The sequence below is a fragment of the Aureimonas sp. AU20 genome (genome assembly GCF_001442755.1).
Classification (GTDB): domain Bacteria; phylum Pseudomonadota; class Alphaproteobacteria; order Rhizobiales; family Rhizobiaceae; genus Aureimonas.
Genome location: NZ_CP006367.1, coordinates 2,000,634 through 2,024,142, shown reverse-complemented (window position 1 = coordinate 2,024,142; position 23,509 = coordinate 2,000,634). Strand labels below are relative to the sequence as shown.

22 protein-coding genes are annotated in these 23,509 nt (G+C 66.8%); 10 read left to right on the top strand and 12 right to left on the bottom strand.

Translation table 11 applies throughout. The annotated features are described in order from the left end of the window. The first annotated feature begins 27 nt into the window (after positions 1-27). Positions 28-873 carry an oxidoreductase gene (locus M673_RS08895; protein ID WP_061977752.1) on the top strand — a complete coding sequence of 282 codons (846 nt, stop codon included), beginning with the start codon at positions 28-30 and terminating at the stop codon, positions 871-873. Between the two features lie 4 nt (positions 874-877). Here the strand turns inward: M673_RS08895 and M673_RS25155 are convergent, their stop codons facing one another. Both M673_RS25155 and M673_RS08885 read right to left on the bottom strand, forming a co-directional pair. Further along, complete coding sequence (locus tag M673_RS25155; RefSeq protein ID WP_306302805.1) at positions 878-1,585, bottom strand: cell wall hydrolase; 708 nt, start codon at positions 1,583-1,585, stop codon at positions 878-880. Positions 1,586-1,718: 133 nt separating this feature from the next. Further along, positions 1,719-2,696 carry a malate dehydrogenase gene (locus tag M673_RS08885; RefSeq protein ID WP_061975445.1) on the bottom strand — a complete coding sequence of 326 codons (978 nt, stop codon included), beginning with the start codon at positions 2,694-2,696 and terminating at the stop codon, positions 1,719-1,721. 371 nt (positions 2,697-3,067) lie between these two features. On the opposite strand from M673_RS08885, the gene M673_RS08880 reads away from it, so the two are divergent. Together M673_RS08880 and M673_RS08875 are read left to right on the top strand one after the other, a co-directional pair. Beyond that, complete coding sequence (locus tag M673_RS08880; protein WP_061975443.1) at positions 3,068-5,257, top strand: TonB-dependent siderophore receptor; 2,190 nt, start codon at positions 3,068-3,070, stop codon at positions 5,255-5,257. 256 nt (positions 5,258-5,513) lie between these two features. Then, on the top strand, positions 5,514-6,698 hold the full coding sequence (locus tag M673_RS08875) for a GGDEF domain-containing protein (protein ID WP_148640004.1): 1,185 nt from the start codon (positions 5,514-5,516) through the stop codon (positions 6,696-6,698). A 28-nt stretch (positions 6,699-6,726) separates the two neighbouring features. Here the strand turns inward: M673_RS08875 and M673_RS08870 are convergent, their stop codons facing one another. Together M673_RS08870 and M673_RS08865 are read right to left on the bottom strand one after the other, a co-directional pair. Beyond that, positions 6,727-8,469, bottom strand: a complete 1,743-nt coding sequence (locus M673_RS08870; protein ID WP_061975439.1) for an ABC transporter ATP-binding protein — start codon at positions 8,467-8,469, stop codon at positions 6,727-6,729. 223 nt (positions 8,470-8,692) lie between these two features. After that, the gene (locus M673_RS08865; RefSeq protein ID WP_061975436.1) at positions 8,693-9,784 is read right to left on the bottom strand and encodes a siderophore-interacting protein; all 1,092 of its coding nucleotides are present in this window, start codon (positions 9,782-9,784) and stop codon (positions 8,693-8,695) included. A gap of 240 nt (positions 9,785-10,024) precedes the next feature. On the opposite strand from M673_RS08865, the gene M673_RS08860 reads away from it, so the two are divergent. Then, positions 10,025-11,530: an ABC transporter substrate-binding protein gene (locus M673_RS08860; RefSeq protein ID WP_061975434.1), complete on the top strand. Its 1,506-nt coding sequence runs from the start codon at positions 10,025-10,027 to the stop codon at positions 11,528-11,530. A 6-nt stretch (positions 11,531-11,536) separates the two neighbouring features. On the opposite strand, the gene M673_RS08855 is transcribed toward M673_RS08860, so the two are convergent. Next, positions 11,537-12,235, bottom strand: a complete 699-nt coding sequence (locus tag M673_RS08855; RefSeq protein WP_061975432.1) for an endonuclease/exonuclease/phosphatase family protein — start codon at positions 12,233-12,235, stop codon at positions 11,537-11,539. Then, positions 12,225-12,776, bottom strand: a complete 552-nt coding sequence (locus M673_RS08850; protein WP_061975430.1) for a sugar transferase — start codon at positions 12,774-12,776, stop codon at positions 12,225-12,227. The genes M673_RS08855 and M673_RS08850 overlap by 11 nt, the downstream gene beginning before the upstream one ends. A 72-nt stretch (positions 12,777-12,848) precedes the next feature. On the opposite strand from M673_RS08850, the gene M673_RS08845 reads away from it, so the two are divergent. The 3 genes from M673_RS08845 to hemA all read left to right on the top strand — a co-directional run bounded on the left by M673_RS08845 (position 12,849) and on the right by hemA (position 15,385). Continuing rightward, positions 12,849-13,757, top strand: a complete 909-nt coding sequence (locus M673_RS08845; RefSeq protein ID WP_061975428.1) for an NAD-dependent epimerase/dehydratase family protein — start codon at positions 12,849-12,851, stop codon at positions 13,755-13,757. Positions 13,758-13,801: 44 nt separating this feature from the next. Continuing rightward, positions 13,802-13,966, top strand: coding sequence for a hypothetical protein (locus tag M673_RS24595; protein WP_187301245.1), 165 nt, complete (start codon positions 13,802-13,804; stop codon positions 13,964-13,966). Positions 13,967-14,107: 141 nt separating this feature from the next. Further along, positions 14,108-15,385 (top strand): 5-aminolevulinate synthase, encoded by a 1,278-nt coding sequence (hemA, locus tag M673_RS08840; RefSeq protein ID WP_061977750.1) that lies wholly within the window; start codon positions 14,108-14,110, stop codon positions 15,383-15,385. A 70-nt stretch (positions 15,386-15,455) separates the two neighbouring features. Here hemA and M673_RS08835 read toward each other — a convergent pair whose 3' ends face one another. From M673_RS08835 to M673_RS08820, 4 genes are all read right to left on the bottom strand, one after another. Beyond that, complete coding sequence (locus M673_RS08835) at positions 15,456-16,574, bottom strand: AbrB family transcriptional regulator (RefSeq protein ID WP_061975426.1); 1,119 nt, start codon at positions 16,572-16,574, stop codon at positions 15,456-15,458. Further along, positions 16,571-17,782: a pyridoxal phosphate-dependent aminotransferase gene (locus M673_RS08830; protein WP_187301244.1), complete on the bottom strand. Its 1,212-nt coding sequence runs from the start codon at positions 17,780-17,782 to the stop codon at positions 16,571-16,573. Before M673_RS08830 ends, M673_RS08835 begins: the two co-directional genes overlap by 4 nt. A 78-nt stretch (positions 17,783-17,860) precedes the next feature. Then, positions 17,861-18,316, bottom strand: a complete 456-nt coding sequence (gene mscL / locus M673_RS08825) for a large conductance mechanosensitive channel protein MscL (protein WP_061975424.1) — start codon at positions 18,314-18,316, stop codon at positions 17,861-17,863. A 97-nt stretch (positions 18,317-18,413) separates the two neighbouring features. Next, positions 18,414-18,851: a secondary thiamine-phosphate synthase enzyme YjbQ gene (locus M673_RS08820; protein WP_061975422.1), complete on the bottom strand. Its 438-nt coding sequence runs from the start codon at positions 18,849-18,851 to the stop codon at positions 18,414-18,416. A gap of 162 nt (positions 18,852-19,013) precedes the next feature. On the opposite strand from M673_RS08820, the gene M673_RS08815 reads away from it, so the two are divergent. Genes M673_RS08815 through M673_RS08805 form a run of 3 tightly spaced genes read left to right on the top strand, consistent with a single transcriptional unit; the run spans position 19,014 to position 21,396 of the window. Then, positions 19,014-19,367 (top strand): DUF952 domain-containing protein, encoded by a 354-nt coding sequence (locus M673_RS08815; protein WP_061977748.1) that lies wholly within the window; start codon positions 19,014-19,016, stop codon positions 19,365-19,367. Next, entirely contained in the window at positions 19,364-20,479 is a 1,116-nt protein-coding gene (locus tag M673_RS08810) for a quinone-dependent dihydroorotate dehydrogenase (protein WP_061975420.1), read from the top strand. The genes M673_RS08815 and M673_RS08810 overlap by 4 nt, the downstream gene beginning before the upstream one ends. Positions 20,480-20,496: 17 nt before the next feature. Further along, entirely contained in the window at positions 20,497-21,396 is a 900-nt protein-coding gene (locus tag M673_RS08805; RefSeq protein WP_061975418.1) for a histone deacetylase family protein, read from the top strand. 12 nt (positions 21,397-21,408) lie between these two features. On the opposite strand, the gene M673_RS08800 is transcribed toward M673_RS08805, so the two are convergent. Both M673_RS08800 and M673_RS08795 read right to left on the bottom strand, forming a co-directional pair. Further along, positions 21,409-21,678 carry a DUF6460 domain-containing protein gene (locus M673_RS08800; RefSeq protein WP_061975416.1) on the bottom strand — a complete coding sequence of 90 codons (270 nt, stop codon included), beginning with the start codon at positions 21,676-21,678 and terminating at the stop codon, positions 21,409-21,411. Between the two features lie 127 nt (positions 21,679-21,805). Further along, the gene (locus tag M673_RS08795) at positions 21,806-23,467 is read right to left on the bottom strand and encodes a cisplatin damage response ATP-dependent DNA ligase (RefSeq protein ID WP_061975415.1); all 1,662 of its coding nucleotides are present in this window, start codon (positions 23,465-23,467) and stop codon (positions 21,806-21,808) included. Positions 23,468-23,509 lie beyond the last annotated feature (42 nt).

The following is a 23,509-nucleotide window of genomic DNA, read 5'->3' as shown; positions in this document are numbered from 1 at the left end:
CTCGCCCACCCGCAGAAGGACTTCTCGATGTCATCGCAAGAAACGCCCGTCTGGTTCATCACAGGCTGCTCCACCGGCTTCGGACACGACCTCGCCAAGCTGGTTCTGGAGCGCGGCTGGCGGGCCGTCGTCACCGCCCGCGACAAATCGCGCCTCGACGATCTGGTGGCGGGCCACGAGGACCGAGCCCTCGCCGTCTCGCTCGACGTGACCGAGCAGCCCGAGATCGACGCGGCGGTCCGGCAAGCCGACGCGCGCTTCGGCCGGATCGACGTGCTCGTCAACAATGCCGGCTACGGCTACCAGGCCGCAATCGAGGAAGGCGACGAGAACGAGATCCGCGACCAGTTCGACGCCAATGTCTTCGGCCTCTTCGCCATGACCCGCGCCGTGCTGCCGATCATGCGCGCCCAGGGCAAGGGCCATATTCTGAACCTCACCTCGCAGGCCGGCTTCGTCGGCTTTCCCGGCTCGGGCTACTATGCCGCGACGAAACACGCCGTGGAGGGTTTCTCCGACGCGCTGCTGGCCGAAGTGAAGCCGCTCGGGCTTCACGTCACCTGCGTCGCTCCAGGCCCGTTCCGCACCGACTGGGCGGGCCGCTCGCTTCGCCAGACGCCGAACCGGATCGAGGCCTATGCACCGACCGCTGGCGTGCGGCTGAAGGGAACGGCTGACATCAGCGGCAAGCAGGCGGGCGATCCGGTGCGCGCGGGCGAGGCGATGATCCGCGTGACAGAGATGGAAAACCCGCCGCGTCATCTCGTGCTCGGGCGCATCGCCTATGACGGCGTCACCGCGAAGCTGCGCGAGCGTTTGGCCGAGATCGAAGGCCTGAAGAGCGAGAGCCTATCCGCCGACTTCCCGGAGTAAACCGTCAGCCGCCGTTCTCCTGGATCAGGTCCTCGATCGACATCGAATCCAGCCCGGCCGGACGGCCGGGCGGAGGCGGCAGGCTGGGAGCCTTCCCTCCGGTCATCTGGCGCGCGATGCGGCTCGACTGCACGGGCGTGCGCATAATGGCGGGAGCCGGGGTCTGTACGGCCTGGGCGGCGGCTTCCGAGCGCTGGGGCGGGTTGAACGGCAAGCGCCCGGCCCGCTCGGCCTCCTCGCGTTCCGCCACCATGCGCTGCGTCACGGTGGCGCCGCGTCGCTTGTCGTAAAAGGCGTTCCCGCCCTGGATGGTGAGGTACTGCATGTTGGAATAGGGATAGGAATAGCCGGCCGTGTGGAAGAACATGGCCTTTTCCACCCGGGGATGGCGCTCGCCGCGTAGCACGCGGCGCGCCGTCTTGGCGGCGAGGTCCCGCCCCTTGCCCATGGACTTGGACAGGACGCCCGGCGCGAACTGGTTGGGCTGGCCGACCACGCCGCAGACGGACTTGGGATAGCGTCCCGATTCCAGTCGGTTCATCACCACCGTTCCGACCGCGAGCATCCCCTCCTCGCTGGAACGGTTGCTCTCGAAATACATCGCGCGGGCGAGGCATTCCTCCGAGCTCATGCGGGGCACGCTGGCGCAGCCGCCCACGACGGCCAGGGTTCCCAGCGCCAGGGAGGTCAGAACGAAGCGGCTGGACGGCATGACATGTCCGAAGGCAGTGGGTCTTGGCCGCGACTCTCGCAGCCCATGCTTAATGCTTCGTATCCAAACCCGTCACGAAAAAGGGCGCCCTGCTCGGCGGGGCGCCCTCGGCATCTTTAAAAGGCGGGTCGGTTTAGAGCAGCGCGGACACAGCCTCGCGCTCTTCCACCAGCTCGGCCACGGTGCGATCGAGCATCTCGCGGGCGAAGCCCTCGACCTTGAGGCCCTGGACGCGCTCGTAGGAACCGTTCGAGCAGATCACCGGCACGCCGGCCATGATGCCCTCGGGAATGCCGTAGGAGCCGTCGGACGAGATGCCCATCGAGACCCAGTCGCCGTCCGAACCGGAGATCCAGTCGCGCATGTGGTCGATCGCGGCGTTGGCGGCAGAGGCCGCCGAGGAAGCGCCGCGCGCTTCGATGATCGCCGTGCCGCGCTTGGCGACGGTCGGGATCAGCGTTTCCTTGTACCAGGCCTCGTCACCGATCACCTGCGCGAGCGGCTGGCCGTTGGCGGTGGCGTTCGACCAGTCGGCGAACATGGTGGGCGAATGGTTGCCCCAGACCACGAACTTCTCGATCGCGTCGACCGAGACGCCCGCCTTCTTGGCGAACTGCGTCAGGGCGCGGTTGTGGTCGAGCCGCAGCATGGCCGTGACGTTCTCGGTCGGGAAATCCTTGGCGTTGGCGGCCAGGATCATGGCGTTGGTGTTGGCCGGGTTGCCGACCACGATCACCTTCGCGTCGCGCTTGGCCGCCTCGTTCAGAGCGCGGCCCTGCGTGCGGAAAATTTCGGCATTGGCCGACAGGAGATCGCGGCGCTCCATGCCCTGCGTGCGCGGACGCGAGCCGACGAAGAAGCCGGCATCGATGTCGCGGAAGGCGGTGGTCGGATCGTCGGTGATCACGACGTCCTGCAGGAGCGGGAAGGCGCAGTCCTCAAGTTCCATGACGACGCCCTGCACGGCCTTCTGGGCCTGGGGCAGGTCGAGGAGCTGAAGCACGACGGGCGTGTCCTTGCCGTAGACGTCGCCATTGGCGATGCGGAACAGCAGGGAGTAGCAGATCTGGCCGGCCGCGCCGGTGACGGCGATGCGTTTGGGCTGCGTCATGGAATACCTTTCGCTCCGAATAGGGGACCGCATGGTCTGGGCAGGCACTAGCGCGATTGACCTTGCCGATCCATGACGAAAACCGTGAAAAACGGCTCGCAGGGCACAAAAATCGGTTTGGGTTAGCCGCGCTCCCGGCGCGGGTCGCGATCGAACCGATTAGACATCGCCGTCCCTCGCCCACCCTCGCATCATGCCCGGCGGGCCGAACCGAATCAAAACGGCCCGGCGCGATCACAGTTTGGAACGGCTCGAAATCGCGTGCTGATTTCGTCACATCGGAGGCGGGAAGAAAAGTCGCGCGCAAAACATGACTCCAACTATCATGTTGAGCGCGCTAAGCAGAATTCCGAGTTTCATCGGAGTCCATCATGCGTTCCCCGCTTCCTCTTCGCCGCGCGCTCCTGATCGGCTGCGCGCTGTTTCATCTGCCAGCCTCAGCACTTGCGCAGGATACGGTCGTGCTCGACACCGTGACCGTCGAGGGTAGCGGCGGCGGAACGGGCAGCGGCTCGAGCGCGGCGACAGGCCCGGTGAACGGCTATGTCGCCAAGGAGACCGCGACGGGATCGAAGAGCGACACGCCGCTGATCGAGGTGCCGCAGTCGGTTTCCGTGCTCGGCCAGGAAGAGCTCGCAGATCGCGGCGTGCAGAAGGTGGACGAGGCCCTGCGCTATACGCCCGGCGTCTTCTCCCAGCCCTTCGGCAAGGACACCGACACGGATTGGATCTACATTCGCGGCTTCAACGCCACGCAGACCGGCGTTTATCTCGACGGGATGAACCTTTATTCCTATGCCTTCGGCGGCTTCATCATCGACCCGTTCCTTCTGGAACGGATCGAGGTGCTGCGCGGGCCGGCCTCGGTTCTCTACGGCGGCAGCAATCCGGGCGGGCTCGTCAACTCCGTATCCAAGCGCGCCACGGGTGACCGCATCCGCTACCTCGAAGCGGGCGTCGACAACGATCCGAACGGCTATGTCGCCTTCGATCTCGCGGACAAGCTGAGCGCCGATGGCGCCTGGAGCTATCGCCTGCTCGGCAAGGTGAAGGGCGGCGACACCGACACGGACTATGCCGAGAACTTCCGCGGCCTGATCGCGCCGAACCTCACCTATGCGCCGGATGCCGACACGCGGCTGAACCTTTACCTCAACTACCAGTATGACGACCAGAACCACGTCAACGGGTTTCTGCCCTATTACGGCAGCGTCGTGCCCGCGCCGTTCGGCCGGATCAGCGAGCATCTCTTCTATTCCGAGCCCGATCTCGACAAGTTCCTGAACCGCCAGGTGCTTTTCGGCTACGAGTTCGAGCACAAGACCGAGGACGGCGTCACGCTCACGTCGAACACGCGCTACGGCCACGCCCAGCGCAACGAATACGGCCCGTACTTCTTCGGATGGTACGACAGCGCGTCCGGCTTCGGCGGCTTCGAGAAGCCGATCGGCCCGAGCTATCTCCTGAACCGTCTGAACTTCGCGCACGACACGCAAGTGGACACGTTCACGACAGACAACCGCGCGAGCTTCGAATTCGCGACGGGCGCGATCGACCACACGCTGCTCGCCGGCATCGACTATAAGTTCTTCCGCATCGACCAAGTGCAGGCGGTCGGCGCCGCGCCGCCGCTGAGCCCCACCAACCCGGTCTATACCAACCAGCTGGCGGCGCTTTACGCGCCCTATCTCAACGAGACCATCGATCTCAACCAGCTCGGCGTCTACGCGCAGGAGCAGGCCAAGTTCGGCGACGGTTTCATCCTGACGCTGAACGGACGTTACGATGGCGTCTGGATCGACCGCGACGACCGTTCGAGCTTCAACTCGGACTATGACAACCGCGACGGCGCGCTCAGCGGCCGAGCCGGTCTCGCCTACGAGTTCGCCAACGGCCTCGTGCCCTATGTCAGCGCCTCGCGCTTCTTCAACCCGCAGATCGGCACGGACGCCAGCGGCCAAGGCGTGGTGCCGGAGGAAGGCGAGCAGTACGAAGTCGGCATCAAATACGCCCCGACCTTTATCGACGGCGTGTTTACCGCCTCGCTCTTCGACCTGACCCGCCGCAACACGCTCCAGTCCGTCGCCCCGCTCTTCACGCCCCGGACGGTGGGCGAGATCAATTCGCGCGGCGTCGAGCTGGAAGCCAAGGTCAATCTCGACCAGAACTGGCGCGTCACCGGCGCCTTCACCGCCTACGATCTGACGATCGAGGACGATGCGGATTCGGCCGTCATCGGCAAGCGCCCCTATCTCATCCCCGAAGTCCTTGCCTCGCTCTGGCTCGACTACACGGTGAAGGGCGGCCAGCTCGACGGACTCTCGCTCGGCGGCGGCATCCGCTACCAGGGCGACAGTTACGCCGACAACGCCAACACGCTGAAAGTGCCGGACGCCACTGTCTTCGACGCCGCCGTGCGATACGACCGCGAGAATTGGGGCCTGTCGCTGAACGTGAATAACGTCTTCGACAAGAAATACGTCTCCGGCTGCCAAACCTCCGCCAGCTGCGGCTATGCTGAAGGCCGTTCGGGCCTCTTGAAGGCGCACTTCAACTTCTGAGTGCGTGGTCTCCGTCTCTCTGGCGGAGGCCATCCCAATTCCTTTCGCGGCGACATGAAAGGTCTCCAGGGACAGACTGTGGAGGCGACGGCGGCTGCGCTCTGCAGCGCCGTCATTCGCCTTTTCGGCGCAGCCGCAATCTCCGGTTTATGCCGCTTAGGGCTTTCTTAGGGAGACAACGATCATATCTCGCTCATCTTGATGCGAGCCCGGGTCTTGCCGTCGGTCGCATACGTCCTATTGCGACGGGGCCGTTTTGACATCGCTTGACCTTGGGACCGTGATCCTCCTCCACAAAACCTCGCTGCTGGCGGGAAGCGGAACGCTGCTTCTGCTCTGGTTTCGGGTGGATCGGCCTCCCGCCGTGGCGATGATCGCCTCCGCCTTCGCCACGCTCGCCATCGGTGCCCTGCTAGCGGGGCTGGGCGAACACAATCTCATTCCCCCCACCCTTTGGCGCGACACGAGCATTGCCCTCGGCGTCTGCGCCTACACGCTCCTTTGCCTGGGAACGCGGCGGCTCGACCGGCGCGTCGGCGCCCTTTGCTGGGCTTTCCTTCTCACGCCTCTCATGCTGGGCGTCGGCCTCCTGACCTCCGTTTTTGCGGACGACGTGTTCCGAGCCCTGATCTTTCACGGCACGTCCGCCGCCGGCTCGCTCTTCGCCGGCCTGGGACTTCTCACCAACCGCCGCAGTGAACCCTTGCCGTCTCGAATGCCGCTGGCGGCTTCCTTCCTGACCTGCGCCGCCTTGTATGGCGGTCAGATGCCCCTGCTCGCGCTGGGCCTCGCCACGCCCGACACGATTTCCATCGTCTTCGCCGCGACGATGATGCTGAACTTCGCTATCGCCGCCCTGGTCGTGTCCTTCGTGCGTGAGCGCCGCGAGGAACTCTATCGGCGCTCGTCCCTGACCGACGCTCTGACCGGCACCCTGAACCGGCAGGGGTTCCGGGTTCTGGTTCCCTCCACCATTCCGGCGGGTGGGGCGCTCGCCCTGTTCGACCTTGACCTGTTCAAGCAGATCAATGACCGCTACGGGCATCCCGCCGGCGATCATGTGCTGATCACGTTCGCCCGGCTGTTAGAGCGCTTCGTCGGCGAAGGCGAAATCCCGGCCCGGATCGGCGGAGAGGAGTTCGTTCTCTACATTCCGCCCGGTCGGACGGAGCATGCGCTCCGTCTAGCGGAGGAAATCAGATTGGCTTTGTCCACGCAGCAGATCCGCTGGAAGGGCGAAACAATCATCGTCTCGACCAGCGTCGGCCTCGCGATTTCCGATGGTGCGGGTACGGCCAGTCGGACGGCCCTGTTCGCCCAGGCGGACAAAGCGCTCTACCTCGCCAAGGAGCTCGGCCGAAACCGCGTGGCGACAGCGTCGGACGTCGCGCAAGCGGGCGCATCGATGGACGCCCCGCCGGTCTGCACTCTGGCGGCTTAGGACTTGCCCCAGCGTCGCAAGCCGACCTTCATTCGGCAGCTTCGCGCTCGTCGTTGAAAATGCCGTTCTGCGCTTCCACGAGCCTGGCATAGGCTCCCTTTCGCTCCAGCAGCGCCGCGTGGCTCCCCTCCTCCAGAATGCGCCCGTCGGAGACGACGACGATCCGGTCGGCATGGCGGATGGTGGACAGGCGATGGGCGATCACCATTGTCGTGCGCCCTTCTGCCAGTTCACCGAGCGAGGCCTGGATCATGCGCTCGGTCTCGGTGTCGAGCGCCGAGGTCGCCTCGTCCAGGATCAGAATGTCCGGGTTCTTCAGGAACATGCGCGCGATTGACAGGCGCTGCTTCTGGCCGCCGGAGAGTTTGACGCCGCGCTCGCCGACCACCGTATCCAGTCCCTGTGGCAGGGCGGCGATCGTGTCGCCGAGATGGGCGCGCTCCACGGCCCGCGCGATGTCCTCCTCCGAGGCTCCGAGCCGGCCATAGGCGATGTTCTCCCGCACCGTGCCGCCGAACAGGAACACGTCCTGGCTGACGACGCCGACGCGCCGGCGCAGCGAATCCAGCGTGGTTTGGCGCACGTCCAGACCGTCGATCAGGATGGCGCCGGCGGACACGTCGTAGAAACGGGGCACGAGCGAGCAGATCGTCGTCTTGCCGGCGCCCGAGGGGCCGACGAAGGCCACCGTCTCGCCCGGCCGAATGCTGAGATCGATGCCTTTCAGGACAGCGCCGCGCGAGGGATAGCCGAATTCGACCTTGCGGAACTCCACCGCGCCCGGGCCGGCCGGCAGGGGCACGGCATCCGCCGCGTCAGCGATGTCGGGCTGCGTGTCGATGAAATCGAGATAGCGGCGAAAGCCCGCGATGCCCTTGGGATAGGACTCCAGAACGGCCGCGATCTTCTCCACCGGGCGGAAGAAGACGTTCACGAGCAGCAGGAAGCCGACGAAGCCGCCATAGGACAGATCGCCCGAGATGACGTACCAGGTGCCTGCCACCATCACGACGATCTGCGTCAGGCGCATCGAGAGGTAGTTCAGCGACTGGCTGACCGCCATGATGCGATAGGCATCGAGCTTGCGCGCGCGATATCCCTGATTGTTGACCGCGAAGAGCGAGCGCTCGTGCGCCTCGTTGGCGAAGCTCTTCACCACCCGAATGCCGCCGACATTCTCCTCGATGCGGGCGTTGAAGTCGCCGACGCTCATGTAGATGGACTGCCAAGTGCGGGTCATCCGCGCGCCGTAATGGGTCGTCGCCCAGGTGCCGATCGGCACGATCACGGCGGTGATCAGAGCCAACTGCGGATGCACCCAGAGCATGAGCAGGAAGGCGCCGACGAAGGTCATGACGGCGATGAAGAGATCCTCCGGCCCGTGATGGGCGACTTCGCCGATCTCCTCTAAGTCCTTGGTCAGCCTGCCGACGAGATGGCCGGTCTTCTGGTTGTCGAAGAAAGAGAAGGAAAGTTTCTGCAGATGGTCGAAGGCCTTGGCCCGCATCTCCGTCTCGATGTTGATCCCGAGCATGTGCCCCCAATAGGTCACGATCGCGTTGAGACCGGTGTTGAGGACATAGATCACGAGAAGCCCCAGCGAGGCGAGGACGATGAGGCCCCACTGCCCGCTCGGCAGAAGCGTGTCGACGAAAACCTTCACGGCGACGGGAAAGCCGAGTTCGAGTAGGCCGGCCAGCACCGCGCAGGAGAAATCGAGAATGAACAGCCCGCGCCAGGGCGCGTAATAGCTGAAGAAGCGCGACAACATCGGCCTTCGTCCTTTCGGCATGATCGGGGATGGATGGGCCATTCGGCGACATGGGCGCCGGAGGCGCAATCATCCCGTACCGGGCTGTAGAAATCAGGACTTCGCCTGTCAACGTCTTGAAGCGCAAAGCCTATTGCCGGCGGCTTTCGGGCGAGCGCACTTTCCCGACAGCTCCTGCCCCGACCGACCACAAGCGTCTTTTGGCCAGCGCGCGATCGGCGCGTCAGCTCTCCTGCGTGTCTTCGCTTTCGGCGTCCTGCGTCAGGCCGCGACGCCAATAGGCGACGACGAGATGCTGGTTGCGCTTCAGGCCGCGCTCCTTGCGGCAGAAGCGCCGGATGTCCTTGAAGGAGTTGAACTCGGACCCCGCCCAAACGAAGACATTCGGCCCACCCGGCCAGGTGACGGCGCGTGCCGCGTCGACCAGAAGCGTGGTCGTGCCCGCCGGGCGGCCCGTGCGATGCAGCCAATGAAGCCGGATGCCGTCGGGCTTCTGGAGCGCCAGCTCGTCGGACGGGCCGTCCACCTCGATGAACACCTCCCCCCGCGCCTCGATCGGCATCTCTTCCAGCGAGCGGGCGATGGCGGGCAGCGCGCTTTCGTCGCCGAGCACCAGCACCCAGTCTGACGGCGGAATATCCCCGCCGCCGGGGCCGAGCATCCCGACCCGGTCGCCCGGCTGCACGAGGCGCGACCAGCGGCAGCCGACGCCCGGCGGATCGTGCAGCACGACATCCACCGCCAGACGCCCCGCAGCGGGATCGACGCTGCGAACGGTGTAGACGCGGGTCTTCAACGCATCCTCGCCCTCGGGCCAGATCGGCAGCGCGGCAGGGCCGGCCTTCGGCCAGACCGGTTCGCGGCCTTCGGGCGGAAGCAGGAGGCGCACATGCAGCCCACCGCTGGCGAAGCGCTCCAGCTTCTCGCCCGCCAGATGAACGCGGCGCATGCTGGGGGAGATATTCTCGGCCGAGACGACGCGGAGCTCGCGAAAATGCGGCAGCTCCGTCATGCCGGCGCCGTCGCCTGTCCATTCCAGCGGCGGGCAGTCCGCGCCGAACACCGCCTGCATGTAGTAGGAGACGATGCCCTTGGCGACGCCGTGCTGGGCAGCGTCATCACCCTCCAACGCGATGGTCACGCCTCGGTCCGCGAAGCGGATGCGGGCCAGCGAGCCGTAGACCGGCAACAGGGTCTCGCCTTCGGGATCGAAGGTTTCCGGCACGTCGTCCTGCAGGCGGCGGGACAGTTGCGCCCAGAACCAGTGCGGATCGTCCAGGGGCAGGGAAAGTCGCGCCAGAAGAGCTGATGTCATAAGGCTCCCGCTCGTCGTGACTTCGCGCCTGGGTTATGCGCGAAGTTGATCGCAGAGTTTCAACTGCGGTTGGACTAGCTCGCCCGGCCTCACCTCGTCAATAAAGCTGACTTAGATTATCATGTTTCTAAACTGGCGCGCGGCTCGACTTTCGTGCCGGTTTGTGTTGCGTTGCACGCCCAAGCCGGGGCCCCCGCCTGCGGCCTCGTGGTCCGTTTTCAGACGAGGGAAACTCGCCTCATGTCTCTGCGCCGTCCGATCTTCCGGCCTGCCCTCCTCGCCGCCGCGCTCATACTTGGCGCGGGCGGGCTGGCGAGTGCCGCGCCACGCGACGACGTGACCATTGGAATGGGCATCGAGCCCGCCGGCCTCGATCCGACCGTGGCCGCGCCGGTGGCGATCGGCCAGGTCGTCTGGCAAAACGTCTTCGAAGGGCTGACGCGGATCGACGAGACCGGCAAGGTGCTGCCGCAGCTCGCCACGAGCTGGACCATGAGCGAGGACCAACGGACGCTGACCTTCAAGCTGCGGGCGAACGTGCGCTTCCAAAACGGCGCGGCCTTCGATTCGGGCACCGCGAAGTTCTCGCTCGACCGAGCGCGTGGCGAAGGCTCGACCAATCCCCAAAAGGCGTTCTTCTCGGTGATCGAACGGGTGGAAACGCCCGACCCGACCACGCTGGTTGTGACGCTCGCAGAGCCCTCGGGCAATCTTCTCTACTGGCTGGGCTGGCCGTCCTCCGTGATGGTGGAACCCGGCAGCGCGGAGACAAACCGGACCAAGCCCGTGGGCACCGGCCCGTTCCGCTTCGCCGAGTGGCGCCCGGGCGACCGGTTGCGGCTGGAGCGCTTCGACGCCTATTGGAACAGCGAGGACCGGCCCGCCCTGGCGAGCGCCACCTTCCGCTTCATCAGCGACCCGAGCGCGCAGGCGGCGGCGCTGCGCGCGGGCGATGTCGACGCCTTTCCCGAGTTCGGCGCGCCGGAACTTTACGACGGCTTCAAGGACGACCCGAAATTCACACAGGCCGTGGGCAATACGGAGCTGAAGGTCGTGGCCGGGCTCAACAACCGGCGCACGCCCTTAAACGACGCGCGCGTGCGGCGCGCTCTGATGATGGCGGTGGATCGCAAGACGCTGATCGACGGCGCCTGGGGCGGCTTCGGCACGCCGATCGGCAGCCATTACACACCGAACGATCCGGGCTATCGCGATCTGTCGGCGGAAGTGCCCTACGACCCCGCCGGTGCCAAGGTGCTTCTGGCCGAGGCCGGCTATCCCCAAGGGTTCGAGCTTTCCATCCGCATGCCGCAGATGAGCTATGCCACCCGCTCGTCCGAAATCCTCCAGGCCTTCTTCGCCGAGATCGGCGTCACGCTTCGCATCGTGCCCACCGAATTTCCCGCCGTCTGGGTGGATCAGGTGCTGAAGGGCCACGACTTCGACATGACGATCGTCGCCCATGCCGAGCCGCTGGACATCGGCATCTACGCCCGGCCCGATTATTATTTCGGCTATGCCAGCCCGGAGTTCAGCAAGGTCATCCACGAGGCCGAGCGCACGATGGACGACAAGGCCCGCCTCGCGCTCTACGGCACGGCGCAGGAGATCCTGGCGCGCGATCTGCCCGCGCTGTTTCTCTTCGTCATGCCAAAGCTCGGCCTTTGGAACGCCGATCTGCAAGGCCTCTGGCGCAATGAACCGATCCCCGCCAACGACCTGACGGACGTGCGCTGGGTCCGCTAAACGGAGTCAACCCGCGCGCCGGAACTCGGCGACCACCGGCAGGTGGTCCGAGGCCGGCGCGGCTTCGCGGAAGGCATCGGCGCGGGCAAGAGCCAGGTCCGCGCTCGCATAGAGCCGGTCCATCGGCACCAGGGGTCGCTTGGCCGGCCAACTCGCCGGCTGCACCGCGAGCGTCAGCACGGCGCGAAGCGTCCGGTCGACCATGCCGGATAGGCGCCATTCGTTGAAGTCTCCCATCGCGAGGCTCGTCTCGCCCGGCCGCACGAGTTGGGCCAGGAGGGCGGCCTGCCGGCGGCGCGCGACCGGACGCAAGCCGAAATGCGTGGCGAGGACCCGCACCGGGCCGAGCGGCGTCGCGGCCATCGCGTCGATCACCGCACGCGGCTCGAAGCCGGGTCCCGGCAGCGGGCGGACCTGCGCCTGCTCCAGCGGATAGCGCGACCAGAGGAGATGGCCGTAGTCCCGGCCCGGCGGGCCGAACAGGCGCGCCTCGACGCAATGGTCGCCGAGCGCCTCGCGCAGCCGCTCGAAGGCGAAGGGCTCGCGCCCGAAATGGGTGCGGGCATCGACCTCCTGCAAGGCCAGAAGATCGGCGTCGATGACGCGTAAGAGGCGCAGCGTGCGCTCGAAATCGGGCCGCTTGCCTTCGCCCAGGAAGCCGTGAATGTTCCAGGTCGCGACGCGCAGCGCGGCCCTATCGGACATGATCCCCCTGCCCGCTGCCGGTCACCGTCTTCAGGATCAAAACGAGATCGCCGACGAACGTGCGCTGGGCGAGATAGGCGGCGTCCGCCTCGGCGAGCCGCACCGGCGTCGACATGTCGATGTCGCTGACCTGCGCAAGGCCCGTGATGCCCGGCCGAAGCGCCAGGACGCCGCGCTTTTGCCGCTCCTCGATCACCTCGTGCTGGATCGGCAGGCACGGCCTCGGGCCAACGAAGCTCATGTCTCCGCGCAGGACGTTCCAGAGTTGGGGCAACTCGTCCAGCTTCCACCGTCGTAGGTTCTCGCCGAGCGGCGTCACGGCGGAGGCCGACATTTCATGCGTGGCGACCGAGGCCGTGCCCTGGCGCATGGTGCGCAGCTTGTAGCAGATGAAGGGCCGGCCGTGCCTCCCGACCCGCTCCTGCGCGAAGAGGCCCGGCCCCGAGCTGTCCCGGCGCACCAGGATGACGAGAAGACCGATCAGCCAGCTGAGCGCGAGAAGACCCGCGAGACTTGCCAGAATGTCGAACACACGCTTCATGACGCAGCGATTGCCGCAACTTGCGCGTCAGGGCAAGCGGCGCGCGGCGGAGCACCAGGGAAAGTCGAACCCATGCGCATACTCGTCACCGGCGGCCGGGGCTTCATCGGCCGGGCGCTCGTCCCGCTTCTGGAGGCGCAGGGACACGAGGTCTTCGCGCCGCGCCGGGGCGAAAACGGCTTCCCTGCCGATCTGGTGACCCTGGGCAGCTGGGACGGCTGGCCGGTGGACATCGATGCGGTGGTGCATCTGGCGGCGCTGAACCCGGAGCGGGGCGCGGCTGCCGCGCAGGACGACGCGGCGCTGATGCGGGCGAATGTCGCGGGCACCAAGGCGCTGGCGGAGCGCGCCGCGCGCGAGGGCGTGCGCCGCTTCGTTCTGGCCTCCACGCTGCTCGTGCACCCGTTTTCCCCCCGCCCGATCCGCGAGAGCGACGCGGCCGCGCCGCAGAACGCCTATGCCGGCTCCAAGCTCGCGGCGGAGGAAGCCCTCGCCCGGGCGCTCGCCGAAACAGGGACCGAGCCTTGCGTGCTGCGCCTTGCGCCCGTCTATGGGCCGGGCGGGCGCGGCGGCGTGCAGGCGCTGCTTCGTCTGGCGCAAGGCGGCTTGCCGCTGCCCTTCGGCGGCGGCGCGCCCCGCAGCCTCCTGTCGCTGGGCAATGCCGCCAGCGCTCTTGCCTTCGCCCTCGCCAGCGACAGGGCTGCGGGCGAAACCTTTCTCGTCGCCGATAGCGAAGCACTCTCGCTAGGTGAGATCGTAGCGCGCGTGCGCAGGCTTCGAGGCCGGCGGGCGCGGGTGCTCGATCTTCCGCAGGGGCTGGCGGCCAAGCTGGCGCGAGCGCTCGGCAAGGGCGCGACCTATCAGCGCCTGTTCGCCGGCTTGGCCGTGGACGGCGCCAAACTGCGCCGCGCCGGATGGACGCCGCCGGAAACGCTGGACGAAGGCCTGCGACGCTTCCTCGCCGGCTCGGACCGGGGCTGACGTGACCTTGATGCGAGGGGGCGCCCTTCTGTAGACTGTGCGGCATGTGCGCCCACACCCCCGTCGACCCCGCCAAGATCGAACGCCAGAAGCGGTTGGAAGAAACGCTGAAGGAGAACCTGCGCCGCCGCAAGGCGCAGGCGCGCGCGCGCAGCGAGGCACCGGCGCGGCCAGGCGTCATGGAGACCGAGGACGACGAGGAGGAGTGAGATCCTACTCCGATTGTTAGTAAGGCGGGCCATGCATTCGTGCATGGGACGGTCCCGTTTCGTCCGCCCTGACAGGTCTTCGACAGGTGGACTTTGAAGGTCCGGAACCTTAGAAACCTTCTCACGAAGGAGTTCCGGATGATCGACTATCAGTCCCATTTTGAATCCGCGATCGAAGCTCTCCACGCCGAACGGCGCTACCGGGTCTTCGCCGATCTCGAGCGCATCGTCGGACGCTTCCCCACTGCGATCTGGCGCAACGAGGGAACGGCGCGGGAGATCACCGTCTGGTGCTCCAACGACTATCTCGGCATGGGCCAGCACCCGAGCGTGCTGGATGCGATGACACAGACGGCCGCGAGCATGGGCTCGGGCGCCGGCGGCACGCGCAACATTTCCGGCACCAATCATCCGCTGGTCGAGCTGGAGCGCGAGCTTGCCGATCTGCACGGCAAGGAAGCGGCACTGGTCTTCACCTCGGGCTTCGTGTCCAACGAGGCGTCGATTTCGACCATCGCCAAGCTCCTGCCGGACTGTCTGATCTTCTCCGACGAGCTGAACCATGCCTCGATGATCGAGGGCGTGCGCAAGTCCGGCTCGCGCAAGCACGTGTTCCGGCACAACGATCTCCAGCATCTCGAAGAGCTTTTGAAGGCCGCCGACCCGGAGCGCCCCAAGCTCATCGTGTTCGAGAGCGTCTATTCCATGGACGGCGACATCGCGCCGATCGCCGCGATCTGCGATCTGGCCGACCGCTACAACGCCATGACCTATATCGACGAGGTTCACGCGGTCGGCATGTACGGCCATCGCGGCGGTGGCATTTGCGAGCGCGACGGCGTGGCGCATCGGCTCGATGTGATCGAGGGAACGCTCGCCAAGGCCTTCGGCGTTCTCGGCGGCTACATCGCCGGGAGCCGCGCCCTGATCGACGCCGTTCGCTCCTACGCGCCGGGCTTCATCTTCACCACCGCCCTGCCCCCCGCGCTGGCGGCGGCCGCGGCGGCCTCGATCCGCCATCTCAAGACCTCGCAGGCCGAGCGCGATGGCCAGCAGCGCCAGGCCGCGCGGGCAAAGGCGGAGTTCGCGTCCGCCGACCTGCCCGTCATGCCGTCCGACACGCATATCGTGCCCGTGCTGGTGGGCGATGCCGAGCTTTGCAAGCAGGCGAGCGACCGGCTCTTGAAGGTGCATGGCATCTATATCCAGCCGATCAACTACCCGACTGTGCCGCGCGGCACGGAGCGCCTGCGCATCACGCCGACGCCGCTTCACACCGACGCGCTGATTGCCGGCCTTCGCGACGCCCTAGTCGAGACCTGGACGGCGCTCGGCATTCCCTTCGCCTCCTCCCAGCCGGCGAGCGAGGATCGGCGCGAGGACATCACTTCGCTGCTCGTCGCCCAGGCGGGCGGCTGAACACTTTCACGCTCGCTCACAACGCAAAACGCCGGGCGCGATGCTCGGCGTTTTGCGTTGTGGTGCTCGCCTATTTCGGCGCGTCCGGTCCGCTCGTGTCGTGCGCGTCCGCCTCGGGCGCGGCCTCGCGCTCGACGATGTTGCGCTCGGTCCGCTGGCGCGGCAGCTGACGGGCGAGGATCGGCACGATCATCGCCAGGCACATGAAGCGCACGACGTGATGCGCGGCGACATAGGCCGGATCGAGATTGAACTGGAAGGCCAGAACCGTCAGCGCTTCCAGCGCGCCCGGCGCGTAGGCCAGCGCGATCTTGCCGAAGGTCATGCCGAGCAGGAGGAGCGCCGCGACACCGGCAAGGCCCGACAGGACGATGCCGATGGCGAAGGCGCCGAGCGAGGCCGGTAGGAGCTGGAACATGGCGTCCCTGTCCTCCCGCCGCAGGCGCCCGCCGATGGTGCAGCCGAGAACAACGAGAGCCGGCGTCGCGACCCAGGCGGGAATGGCGACCGGCGCGATCTCGGTGCCATGCATGAAAGCGCTGGCGAGCAGTGCGCCGAGAATCAGCCCGCCCGGCACGCGCGAACGAATGCCGATCCAGGCCAGCAGCAGCGCCGAGCCGATCAGAAGAGCATATTGAAGCGGCGAGCCGACGATGCCGCCGCGCAGCCCGGTGTTGACGGCGTCGCCCCCCTCCAGCCAGCCGAGCAGCGGCGTCAGCGCGCCGATCAGGAGAAGCAGCCGCGTGGACTGGACGACGATGATGCGCGTCATGTCCGCCTTGGTTTCGGACGCCGCCGCCAGAACGAAGGACAAGGCGCCGGGCAGCGAGGCGAAGAGCGCGGTTTCCCGATCCCAGCCGAAGGCGCGCTGGAGAAACAGGTTGGTGGTCGCGGCGACGCAGACGACGCCGATCATCTGAATCAGAAAGGAGAGCGGCCAGAGCGCCAGCTGGTTCACCACCTCCGGCGTGACGCCGGAGCCGGCCTGGATGCCGAGCACGAAGAAGGTCGCGTCCCGCAGCCGCGTTGGGATGGTGACCGGCACGCCGGAGAGGCTGGCCGCGGCAATGGCGATCGTGGCACCGAGCAGCCAAGCGACGGGCAGACCGGCCGCATTGGCGATCGCGCCGCCGAGTGTTCCGAGCGCGAGGGTCAGGGCCAGTTTCGCGGCGGCCCCGGCCGGGCTCAAGCCTCGTTTCCGATCCAATGCGCCAGCCGCTTGGCGGCCTCCTCCACCTCGTCCAGCCGGCGATGGAAACAGGCCCGGAGGTAGGATCGCGTGCCGCTGCCGAAGGCGGTGCCAGGCGCGAGCCCGACGCCCGCCTCGTCGGCGATGCGGAAGGCGGCCTTGTAGCCGTCGTCGATCCCGTCCACCGCGAAGAAGGCATAGAAGGCGCCAGAGGGCGGGGCCAGCCGAACGCGGTTGGTGGCGAGAAGGGTCTGCGTGAAGATATCCCGCGCCTTGTGCGCACGGGCCACCTGCTCCTCGACGAAGCTCTCGCCCCGTTCGATGGCCGCGACCGCGCCGCGCTGCATGAAGGTCGCGACGCCGCTGTTGGAATATTGGATCAGGTTCTCGAACAGCGCGCCGAACTCCTTGGGCGCCTCGATCCAGCCGACGCGCCAGCCCGTCATCGCCCAATTCTTGGAGAAGGAGTTGACGAAGATCAGCGGGTCGTCGTCGCGCATCTCGTCATGGAACGAGGGCGCGCGGCCGCCCTCGTAGAAGAAGCGGGAATAAATCTCGTCGGCGATGACGAAAATCCCCGCCTCGCGCGCGACCTCGAGAATGGCGCGAATGGTCTCGCGATCGGCCACCCAGCCGGTCGGGTTGTTGGGCGTGTTGACGAAAAGGGCGCGGGTGCGAGGCGTGATCGCCGCGCGCAGCCGCTCGACATCGAAGCGCCAGTCCGTTCCGTCGAAGCGCAGCTCCACCGGCACGGGCCGGGCGCCAGACAGGGCGGCGGCGGCCTCGAAATTGGGCCAAAGCGGCGCGATGAAGGCGATCTCGTCTCCCTCGCCGACCAGCGCCGCGACCACGGTCTGGATCGCGTGCATGCCGGAGCCGGTGACGAAAATTCGCTCGGGCGAGGTCGGGCGGCCGTAGAGGCGCTCGGTATAGCCGGCGAGTGCGGTGCGCAGCTCGGGAATGCCGCGCTGCCAGGTGTAGAAGGTCTCGCCTGCCTTCAGGCTCTCGGCCGTCGCCTCCGCGATGAAGGCAGGGGTCGCGAGGTCTCCCTCGCCGGCCCAGAGCGGGATCAGCCCCTCGCGGCCGCGCGCATGATTGATCACGGCCACGATGCCGCTTTCGGGCGCGGCCAGCGCGCCCGCTCGAAGACGATGAAGATGGCTCACTTCGCGAAACTCACCCAACTGCTCCGCGCCGCTGACGATCATGCGGGCGACAGCGGGGGAGTCGATCTTTCCGCTTCGCGCGTCAACCCCTTCGTGTGGCCAAAGCAGCCAGACCCAAGCTCAGAACCCGGTTCCCGGCACCTGTCCCGGCCGCACATTGTGGCCCGAGGCGAGGAGATCGCGGATCTCCTCCAGAAGCTCCTCCTCGCGCGGAACCTTCTTTTCCTCCACCGGCTTGGCGTCTTCCCGACGCTTCAGCCGGTTCATGCCCTTCACCACGAGGAAGAGCACGAAGGCGACGATCACGAAATTGATCGTCAGCGTCAGGAAGTTGCCATAGGCGAGAACCGGCCCCTGCTCGCGCGCCTGGGCCAAGCTCGTCGCGGTGACGTTGGAGCTGAGCGCAAGGAACTTGTTGGTGAAGTCGACGCCGCCGGTGACGAGACCGATCAGGGGCATGAAGAGATCGGCCACCACGGAATTGACGAGGCCGGAAAAGGCCGCGCCGATGATGATGCCGATTGCGAGATCGACCATGTTGCCCTTCAGGGCGAATTCCCGAAATTCCTTGAGCATGCCCGTCCCCCAACGCTGACCCTTCGCTCGGAAGAAGTGTGGCCAACACGCGGCGCGACAAGATGCCTTCAGTTTCGTTCGCAGCGGCTGAAACGGCCTACTGCGTGCTCGACCCCAGGAAATGCAGCACGATCTCGCGCCGATGCGGCCGGGCGCGATGCTCGAAGAGGTAGACGCCCTGCCACGTGCCGAGCATCAGCCGCCCGCGCGAGACGGGGATGGACAAGCTCGTATCGGTCAGCGCGGTCTTGATATGGGCCGGCATGTCGTCCGGCCCTTCGATCGTATGGACATAGGGCGCGCTTTCGGGGGCCAGACGGTCGAAGGCCGCCAGGAGATCGGTCCGCACGTCCGGGTCGGCATTCTCCTGAATGGTCAGGGAGGCCGAGGTGTGGCGGATGAAAAGGGTGGCGAGACCGTCCCCCGCCCCTTGCGCACTCAATCGTTCGCCGACGCGCCGAGAAATGTCGGTGAAACCGCGCCCCCGCGTCTCGAAGGTCAGCGTTTCGATGAACTGTTGGTCCGCTTTCTGCATGCTCGTCCCCTCGCTGGCTGCTTCGCCTACGATAGGTCGCGCGGGTTCTAGGGGAAGCGGCCTGGCGCGGCAGGACGGCGCAAGGGGCTTTTCCCATGCGTTTGCGGATTGCGCACGGGAGGGAAATTGATTTTGCTGGCCGTCTCTGGCAGCGGAACGATCATGAGCACGCAAGCCCCCATCTACAAGCTGACCCCGCGAAGCGCCTGGCTCGAAGCCGAGGTGGCAGGCCGTTTCGATGGCGCGCCGGTAGACCTCGCCGACGGTTATATCCATTTCTCCACCGGCGAGCAGGTTCGCGAGACGGCGGCCAAGCATTTCACGAACGAGGACGCTCTGCTTCTGGTGGCGGTGGACCCGGGCGCGCTGGGGGACGCCTTGCGCTGGGAGCCCTCGCGCGGCGGCGCGCTCTTCCCCCATCTCTACGCGCCGCTGTCGCTCGACGCGGTTCTCTACGTGCAGGATATCCCGCTCTCAGAGGGCGGCACGCATCTCTTTCCGGAAAGCATTCGATGAGCCTTTACGATCTCGCGCGCCCGCTCGTCTTCCGACTGGACGCGGAGCGCGCGCATGGACTGGCCATCGAGGCTTTGAAGCGGGGCCTCGTCAAGCGGCAGGACATTCCGCTGGACTCGCGCCTGCGCGTCGATCTCGTCGGTCTTTCCTTCGGCAATCCGCTGGGGCTCGCCGCCGGGTTCGACAAGAACGCCGAAGTGCCGGACGCCATGCTGCGGCTCGGCTTCGGCTTCGTCGAGATCGGCACGGTGACGCCGCTGCCGCAGGAGGGCAACGCCAAGCCGCGCATCTTCCGCCTGCCCGAGGCCCTGGCCGTCATCAACCGGCTGGGCTTCAACAACGAGGGCCATGCCGAGGTGGCCGAGCGGCTGGAGAAGCGCGCGCGCAAGCCCGGCATCGTCGGCGTCAATATCGGGGCCAACAAGGATTCAGCGGACCGGATCGCCGATTACGTCACCGGCATTCATCGCTTCGCCGAGCTCGCCCGCTACCTCACCATCAACATCTCCTCGCCCAACACGCCGGGCCTGCGCAATCTGCAAAAGGGGTCGGATCTCGACGATCTCCTGACCCATGCGGTGGCGGCGCGCGACGGCGCGGCGGCGCTGACGGCGAGCGAGCGCAAGCCCCTGTTCCTGAAGGTCGCGCCGGACCTGAGCTTGGACGAGGTCGAGGCGATCGCCGAGACCGCCAAGCGGCGCAAGGTGGACGGGCTGATCGTCTCCAACACGACGCTATCTCGCCACGGCATCGAGGGGCACAAGCTGGTGAACGAGATCGGCGGCCTGTCGGGCAGGCCGCTCTATGGCCGCTCGACCTATGTGCTCGCCGCCTTCCGCAGGGCGCTCGGCCCCGAGTTTCCGCTGATCGGCGCCGGCGGCGTGGAAAACGCGCGCACCGCGCTCGGAAAGATCGAAGCCGGGGCCGACCTCGTGCAGCTCTACTCGGCCATGGTCTATGGCGGCCCGGACCTGCCGATCCGCATCCTCAAGGACATGATCCGCTTCCTCGACAAGACGGGCCTCGATACGATCCGCCATCTGCGCGACTCGAAGGTCGAGGAAATCCTGGCCCGCGATCCGCCGGTCGGCTGGGAGCAGGCGCGGGCCTGATCCCGGCGCCGCGCCCCATGCCCCTGCCTCTGGTCCACCATCCCGCCTTCGACGCGCTGTTCGACGAGGCGCATCGCTTCCCCATGCGCAAGTTCACGCGGCTTGCGGAAATCCTGGTCGAGGACGGGCTGGTGCAGGGCGGCTTCCACGTGCCCGCTCCGGCCCCGGTAGAGGCGCTGGAGCTGGCGCACGACGCCGCCTATGTCGAGGCGGTGCTGACGCAGACCGTCTCGCCAGCCATCGAGAAAAACATCGGCTTTCCCGTGGACGCGCGCGTGGCGCTCCGCTCACGCTGCGCCACCGGCGGCACGCTGCTTGCCGCCCGGCTGGCGCTGGACGGGGGCCTTGCCTGCAACACGGCGGGCGGCAGCCATCACGCGAACCGCGAAGGCGGCGCCGGATTCTCGGTGTTCAACGACGTGGCCGTCGCCGCCGCGACGCTGCTGCACGAAGGCACGATCGGCCGCGTCCTCGTTTTCGACTGCGACGTTCACCAGGGCGACGGCACGGCCCGCATCTTCGCGGACGATCCGCTGGTCTACACGCTGTCCATGCATGGCGAGCGCAACTATCCGATGGAAAAGGCGCGTTCGGACTGCGACGTGCCGCTGCCGGACGGGATGGAGGACGAGGCCTATCTCGCCCTCCTCCCCGATCTTCTCGCCCACGGCCTTTCGGCGGCCCGGCCCGATCTCGTTTTCTACAATGCCGGGGTCGATCCGCACCGCGACGATCGATTGGGTCGCCTGTCGCTCTCCGACGCCGGGCTCGCGGAGCGCGACCGACGCGTCATCGGTTTCTTCCGCGAGCGGGACGTTCCTGTGGTCGGCGTCATCGGCGGCGGCTATTCCCGCGATATCGAAAGGCTCGCTCGCCGCCACACGATCCTGCATCGCACGGCGGCGGAGTTCATCTGAAGCGAAGACCGGTCAGCGGCCCCGCGTCTTCATCAGACGCGAGATCAGGAAGATCGGCACCACGATCGCCGCGCCCATCAGGACATAGTCGATCGCCCGGTTGAGCGAGCCGAACACGCTGACCCAGGCCCAATGGATAAGGTTCCCGAGGCTGTCGAGGATCTCCGCCGGGCGAAGGTCGAGCCAGGACAGGACGACACCCACAAGTAGCGAGATGACCAGGAGCCGCGCGGCGACGCCCAGTGGCGAACCGCCCAGAAAACTCGTCATACGACCAGACATGGCACCTCTTCTCGACCCGCTTCGTGGCCGTTGAGGTAAAGGCGCGATTGTGGCGTTGCAAGCGCGCGGCGAGAAAGTCCTGCCTCTGTGGCCCCGATCGTCTCGCTCGTAGCTGGCCCCCGTCTCCTCAGGCCAGCATGGCCTGCAACGTCTCCAGCCGGTCCGCCTCGAAGGCCGGCTTGTCCCAGCGCAGGCGGGACACGCGGGGAAAGCGCATGGCAACGCCCGACTTGTGGCGTGTCGAGCGCGCCAGTCCTTCGAAGGCGACCTCCAGCACAAGCCCATGGTCGGGCTCGGCGCGTACGGAGCGCACCGGGCCGAAGCGGCTGATCGTGTTGTCGCGGATATATTTGTCGAGCTGCTTCAACTCCTCGTCGGTGAACCCGAAATAGGCCTTGCCCACCGGCACCAGCTCCGGCTGGTCCTCCGGCCCGGTCCAGACGCCGAACGTGTAGTCGGAATAGAAGCTGGAGCGCTTTCCGTGGCCGCGCTGGGCATACATCAGCACCGCGTCGATAAGATGCGGGTCCTGCTTCCACTTGAACCAGGGGCCCTTGGGCCGGCCCGGCACATAGGCCGAGTCCCAGCGCTTCAGCATCAGGCCTTCGATCACGGGATGGGGCGGCGAAGCGCGAAGCCCCGCCAGCGCCTCGAAATCGTCGAAGGCGACGAACGGCGAGATGTCGAAGCGCGTCTGCTCCAGCGCCGCCACGAACCGGTTCAACCGCTGGCGCCGCTCCGCGAAAGGCAGGCTGCGCAAATCCTCCGCGCCATCCTGCAGGAGGTCGTAGGTCCGCAAGAAGACGGGATGCTTCTTCAGCACCGCGGCCGAGACGGTCTTGCGGTTGAGCCGCTGCTGTAGGTCCGAGAAGGTGCCGACCACAATGTCGTCCCGCACCGCGTCCTCGTGCGGCTCAACCCTCGGCGCGCCCCCTCGATCGGCCGGGCGGGCCACCAGAAGCTCCCCGTCGAGCGAGCCATCATAGGTCATGAAGTCGAGAAGATCGGGAAAGGCGCCGGAAATGTCGTCGCCGGTCCGAGAATAAAGCCGGCGCACCCCGCGCTCGACGGTCGCCTGAACGCGGATGCCGTCCCACTTCCATTCGGCGGCGTAGGTCAAGGGGTCGATCCGGCCGTAGTCCGGCTCTTCCAGCGGCTGCGACAGCATAACGGGCCGAAACGGCGCGGCGGCGGCCGAGACCGGCTTATCGACCTCGCCTTCCAACCAGGCGAAAAGATCCGCGTAGGGCGCGCGCAGCCCGTGCCAGAGCTCCTCGATCTCGGCGATCTCCTTGGCGCCGAAATCGGCCAGGGCCTGCTTGGCGAGGCGGGACGAGACGCCGATGCGCAGCGAGCCGGTGACGAGTTTCAAGAGCGCGTAGCGGCCCGAGGAATCCAGCCGGTCGAGCCAGTCCTCCACCAGCTTCGGCCCTTCCGCGCGCGTCGCCGCATCCAGCACTGTTACCACCTCAGAGAGGCTGGGAATGTCATTGCGCCCCCTCGCCTCGCCGTCATGCGGCGAGGGCCAGACGAGCGCGATAGTCTCGGCGAGATCGCCGACATAATCGTAGGAATAGCCGAACAGGACTTCGTCCATCCGACTGGCCATGAGTTCGCGCAGCATGGCCGGCTTCACCGACCGGATGTCGAGTTCGCCCGTCAGCGCTGCCAGCGCCGTGCCCCGCTCAGGGTCGGGCACGACCCGGAAATAGTCCACCATCAGCTTCAGCTTGCCGTTGCGCGACGGCGTGCGAACGAGGCGGTCGAGAAGTTCGGCAAAGCGCTGCAAGGCGGCTCGCTCCGGTGGAAGGCCCTTGGTCGACCGCTTTAA